The following is a 5,714-nucleotide window of genomic DNA, read 5'->3' as shown; positions in this document are numbered from 1 at the left end:
GCGCCGCCGCCCTCGTCAGTGATCGGGCTTATAGACCCACCCACTCCGACACGTCAACAGCGTTCTTCAAAAAACTGTCAAAAATCGACAATACATTGATTTTTATAGAGATTTTCGGCTGTTGATAATTTCGGCAGATTTACAGTCGGCAGAAACCGGCAAGGACGAGCCGCGAATCTTTGATCAGACGGTCAAAATTCCAAACGAGGACTTTGCAGGGAAAATCAGCTCCGAAACCACGCCTCCCCTATATATAGACAGGGCCCGGCTCATCGGCATCAGATATGGACGGGATCGCTGGAAAGGCCCCCCTCACCGTGTCTTCACACGCTACGCCTTGCTCTTGGATGAGCTGTTACCGTACTTGGCACATGTTCGCCGCTGATCCGGCAATCCGTGCGGCAGTCGCGACAACAGATCGTGCATGACGAGCCGGTCGATGCGACGGCCGCAGACGCGGCCATCATTCAATTGGGGCGGAGGCCCAACCGTGACGATAGTATTTCCCGCTCTTCCGGTTCGCGAGGTCCTGCCTCAATTGGCCCATGCGCTCGGTGAGCAGTCATCGGTCGTGCTGTCGGCCCCGCCCGGCGCCGGCAAGACCACGCTCGTTCCGCTCTTCCTACTCGACCAGCCCTGGGCGGCAGGCGGCAAGATCATTCTGTTGGAACCACGGCGGCTGGCGGCCCGCGCCGCGGCCGGGCGTATGGCGGAACTGCTCGGAGAAAAAGTCGGCGAAACCGTCGGCTACCGCATGCGTCTCGACAACCGCGTCTCTGGCAAGACGCGCATCGAGGTGGTGACCGAGGGTGTGTTTGCCCGCATGATCCTTGATGACCCCGAACTGAAGGGTGTCGCGGCTGTGCTGTTCGACGAGTTCCACGAGCGCTCGCTCGACGCGGATTTCGGACTGGCGCTGGCGCTCGATGTCCAGGCGGCACTGCGCGAGGATCTAAGGATTATCGTCATGTCGGCAACGCTCGATGTCGAACGCGTGGCCGGACTGCTTGGCGGCGCCCCCGTCGTTGAAAGCCAGGGGCGCAGTTTTCCGATCGATATCCGCTACCAGGACCGCGGTGGCGAAAGCGTCGAGGATGCGATGGTGCGTGCGATCGGCGAGGCGCATCGCGCCGAGCATGGCTCGATCCTCGCGTTCCTGCCCGGCCAGGCGGAAATCACCCGCGTCGCCGCGCGATTTCAGGACCGCTTCGACGGACAGACGGCGATCGTGCCGCTCTACGGCAACCTCAGCCAGAAGGAACAGGACACCGCCATTCGCCCTGCACCTGGGGGAACCCGCAAGATCGTGCTCGCCACCTCGATCGCCGAGACCTCGATCACCATCGACGGCGTACGCATCATAATCGACAGCGGCCTGCAGCGACTGCCGGTGTTCGAGGCGGCAACCGGCATTACCCGGCTGGAAACGGTGCGTGTTTCGCGCGCGTCGGCCGACCAGCGCGCCGGTCGCGCCGGACGAACCGAGCCCGGCATCGCCATCCGTCTCTGGCACAGCGGCCAGACGGCGGCTCTTGCCGCCTTTACGCCGCCGCAAATCCTTGCGAGCGACCTGTCCGGCCTGCTGCTCGACTGCGCCCATTGGGGTGTCAGCGATCCCGCCACCCTCTCCTTTATCGACCTGCCGCCGGAAACGACGCTCACTGAAGCCCGAAAACTTCTCGTCGCGCTCGGTGCGCTCGACGCGGCCGGGGCGCTGACGCCGAAGGGCCGCAAGATCCGCGACCTGGCGCTGCCGCCGCGTCTGGCGGCCATGGCGGTCGCGGCGGCCGAAGAGGGCCGGGCGGAAGCCGCCTGCCTTCTGGCGGTGATGCTCACCGAACAGGGGCTTGGCGGCAGCAGCATCGATCTCGAAGACCGGCTCAGACGGTTCCGGCAGGAACGCGGCGACCGTGCCGACGCCTCGCGCAACCTGGCGCGCCGCATGGCGGCGGAACTCAAGGGCGCGCCGAGATCGAACGAACCGATCCAGCCGGGCGCGTTGCTGATGCATGCCTTCCCTGATCGTATCGCCCTTCAGCGTGGCGGCCGCGGCCGCTTCGTGATGGCGAACGGGCGCGGCGCGGAAATCCCCGAGACCGAACGGCTTGCGGCCGCTCCGATGCTTGTCATCGCCGACTTGACCGGCCGGGCCGGCGGGCAGCGGGTGCTGGCGGCCGCCGAGTTGACGCGCGCCGATGTCGAGGCGCATATGCCCGACGCAATCACCCGCGAAGACCAGAGTTTTTTTGACCGGGCCAGCCGGCAGGTGCGCGCGCGCCGCGTCACGCGCCTTGGTGCGATCATCTTTGAAGAGACGCCGCTTGCGCGGCCCACGGGCGAAGCGGCAGCGCGGGCACTTGCCGATGGCGTCCGTCAGCTTGGCCTAGCCGTCTTGCCGTTCTCCAAGGAGGCGATGCAGATGCGCGACCGCATCGGCTTCCTCAACCGCTCGATCGGCGCACCCTGGCCGGATGTCTCGGACGAGGCCTTGCTCGAAAGCCTTGACGATTGGTTCGTGCCTTTCCAGCACGGCGTCACAGCCATTGCCGATATCAAGGCGTCCAACCTGTCGGATGGCCTCATGTCGCTCATCCCGCATGAAAGGCAGAGGGAGCTTGGCAGGCTGGCACCGACGCATTTCGAGGCGCCGACCGGACAAAGGCATCCCATCCACTACGACGGCGACGAGCCGCTTTTGTCGATCCGCGTGCAGGAGCTATTCGGCCTCAAAACGCACCCGGCGATCGGCGACGGCCGGCTGCCATTGCTGCTTGAGCTGATTTCGCCCGGTCATCGCCCGATCCAGACAACACGCGACCTGCCGGGCTTTTGGGCCGGCTCCTGGCGAGACGTGCGCGCCGACATGCGCGGGCGCTATCCGAAGCATCCCTGGCCGGAGGATCCGGCCAATGCGGCGCCGACGACACGGGCAAAGCCGCGTGGTACATGAACCGACACGATAGACATTGGGAATGCAGGCACGAATGACCACAGTTGCGCTCGAACACAACAACGACCAGACCAGCAACCGCAGCCTGCGCCTGCAGACACTGGTGCGGCTGCGCTGGCTCGCGGTCGGGGGACAATCGATCGCGGTCCTGATCACGGCCTTCTGGCTGCAGTTTCCGCTGCCGCTGATTTCCTGCCTGGTGCTGATCGCCAGCCTGGCGCTGGTCAACGCCTATGTGACGCTGCGCTATCCGCCGACGCACCGGCTGCAGCCGCCGGCCGCCTTCGCGCTGCTCGGTCTCGATCTCGCGCAGATCACCGGGCTCCTGTTCATCACCGGTGGGCTGACCAATCCTTTTGCGCCGCTTCTCTGCGTCCCCGTCATCATCTCCTCGGCGTCGCAGCCGAAATCGCACAGCATCATCCTTGCCGGCCTCGCGGTCATCGCGATCACGGCACTCGCCTTTTCGCCCTTTCCGCTCCCCTGGTATCCCGGCACGGTTCTTCTCATGCCGCGGGTGCTGACGGCCGGCATCTGGTTTGCGATCGTGTCGATGACAGCGTTTGCCGCCTTCTACACCTATCGTGTCTCGCTCGAGGCGAGCGAACTCTCCGAAGCGTTGACCGCGACCGAGCTTGTGCTTCAGCGCGAAAAGCACCTGTCGCAGCTCGACGGGCTTGCCGCCGCAGCGGCGCACGAACTCGGCACGCCGCTGGCGACGATCAGCGTCGTTGCCAAGGAAATGGAGCGCGAGCTCGGCAACGATCCGCGCTTCGGCGAGGACGTGCATCTCCTGCGCAGCCAAAGCGAGCGCTGCCGCGATATCCTGAAGCGGCTGACGACGCTGTCGTCCGAGAGCGAGGAGCACATGCGGCTCCTGCCGCTCTCCTCGCTGATCGAGGAGGTGATGGCGCCGCACCGCGAGTTCGGCATCCACATCAACCTGATCGAGAAGGGCGACCGCGGCTCGGAACCGGTCGGCAACCGCAATGCCGGCATTCTCTACGGCCTTGGCAACCTGCTCGAAAACGCCGTCGACTATGCCAAGAAGCAGGTCACCGTAACAGTCGAGCACACGAGCGACCGCGTCCGGGTGACGATCGAGGACGATGGCGACGGTTTTGCACCGGATATCCTGCAGCGCATCGGCGAGCCCTATGTGACGCGCCGGCAGAAGGACGACAGCGCCGGCGGCCTCGGGCTCGGCCTCTTCATCGCCAAGACGCTGCTGGAACGGTCAGGTGCGCGCCTGCGCTTCGAAAACGGCGGACCGGACAGACCTGGCGCCCGGGTCAGCGTCGAATGGCCGCGCGCCCTCATGGATACGAAACTGGCGAAATGACATTTCGCAGTTTATTGAACGAAGCCGGAAGAAACCTATAATCTCGGCGAACACGTACCGTTTTCGCCCAAGGATTGCGAGAATGACCGACAAATCGACAGCTTCGCCCAGCACACACGCACAGGACGCCGAACTGATCGGACCGGACCGCACGCTCCTGCTCGTCGATGACGATGCGCCTTTCCTCAGGCGCCTTGCCCGCGCCATGGAAGCGCGCGGCTTTTCGGTCGACATCGCCGAATCGGTGGCAGAAGGCATCGCCAAGGCCAAGGGCAACCCGCCGAAATACGCCGTCATCGACCTGAGGCTCGGCGACGGCAGCGGTCTCGACGTGATCGAAGCGATCCGCGGCCGGCGCGACGATACGCGGATGATCATGCTGACCGGCTACGGCAACATCGCAACCGCCGTCAACGCGGTAAAGCTTGGCGCCGTCGACTATCTCGCCAAGCCCGCCGATGCCGACGAGATCTTCGCGGCTCTCGTGCAGCGGCAGGGCGAACGGGTGGAACCGCCGGAAAACCCGATGTCTGCCGATCGCGTTCGCTGGGAGCACATCCAGCGCGTCTATGAGATGTGCGACCGCAACGTCTCGGAAACGGCGCGCCGGCTCAACATGCACCGCCGCACGCTGCAGCGCATCCTGGCCAAGCGCGCGCCGAAGTAAGGCGTCAGCTGCCGCTATCGCGGTTGCCTGAGAGAATATCCCCGATCGAGCCGCCAAGCTCACTGTTGCGCTCGGCGGCCCACTCGGCCAGCATCAGCCGCTGAGCGGCTGTGCGGCCAAAGAGCTGCAGCACGGATTTGCGCGTCGCGGCGGCGAGCCTGTGCTCGGGCGCTTCGCGAACGATGTGCCCCTCATAACCGTCCGACAGCAACAGGCCGCACTCCTCTGGAAAAATATCGAGCGGCACGCCGGCATGGGTGGCGAAGAACAGCCGGTCGCAATGCTTGCGGTAGTCCGGCCATTTGCGATCGACCCTGAAGTCCTCGATCGAGGTCTTGATCTCGACAATCCAGACCTCGCCCTTGGCCGACAGCGAGATGAGATCCGCGCGCCTCCCGCTCGAAAGCGTCAATTCCGGCAAGACCGCGTGCCCCAGTTCGGCGAATAGCCGTTGAATGCCGCGACGCACCATCATCGCGCGATTCGACTGCCGGCCGTCGATCAGCGGGTTGTCGCCATGAATGGAGAGGATGGTCATGCGTCCGGCGCCCCCTTGGGCGGTCATTTTGTTGCAAAAAAGCCAGCGTCACGGAATTTGCACAGTCAGGCCGAATTGTGGCCGCGCAATCTCTTGCATAGCACAGACTAATCGAAAATAACCGTAGTCACTGTTGGTCGCGGCGACCCAGTTTTTCTTTGCTTCTTTTTAAGAGACACCCATGCGCTTCCGCAATGCCTTCCTCTTGTGCAGCCTC

4 protein-coding genes are annotated in these 5,714 nt (G+C 64.3%); 3 read left to right on the top strand and 1 reads right to left on the bottom strand.

Features of this window, described 5'->3' with window-relative positions; genetic code table 11:
• The first annotated feature begins 496 nt into the window (after nucleotides 1-496).
• The 3 genes from hrpB (at nucleotide 497) to VGO04_RS31260 (ending at nucleotide 4,959) form a co-directional block, all read left to right on the top strand.
• Nucleotides 497-2,950, top strand: coding sequence for an ATP-dependent helicase HrpB (gene hrpB / locus VGO04_RS31270; RefSeq protein ID WP_414650638.1), 2,454 nt, complete (start codon nucleotides 497-499; stop codon nucleotides 2,948-2,950).
• Nucleotides 2,951-2,984: 34 nt separating this feature from the next.
• A complete protein-coding gene (locus VGO04_RS31265) occupies nucleotides 2,985-4,292 on the top strand; it encodes an ActS/PrrB/RegB family redox-sensitive histidine kinase (protein ID WP_327499880.1) in 1,308 nt (435 codons plus the stop codon).
• Between the two features lie 82 nt (nucleotides 4,293-4,374).
• Nucleotides 4,375-4,959 (top strand): ActR/PrrA/RegA family redox response regulator transcription factor, encoded by a 585-nt coding sequence (locus tag VGO04_RS31260; RefSeq protein ID WP_327499879.1) that lies wholly within the window; start codon nucleotides 4,375-4,377, stop codon nucleotides 4,957-4,959.
• A 4-nt stretch (nucleotides 4,960-4,963) separates the two neighbouring features.
• Here the strand turns inward: VGO04_RS31260 and VGO04_RS31255 are convergent, their stop codons facing one another.
• A complete protein-coding gene (locus VGO04_RS31255; protein WP_327499878.1) occupies nucleotides 4,964-5,497 on the bottom strand; it encodes an MmcB family DNA repair protein in 534 nt (177 codons plus the stop codon).
• Between the last annotated feature and the right edge of the window lie 217 nt (nucleotides 5,498-5,714).

The sequence above is a fragment of the Ensifer sp. genome (assembly GCF_035999185.1).
Lineage (GTDB): Bacteria > Pseudomonadota > Alphaproteobacteria > Rhizobiales > Rhizobiaceae > Ensifer.
The sequence above is the reverse complement of the archived record's forward strand: the minus strand, read 5'-3'. Positions and strand labels throughout refer to the sequence as shown.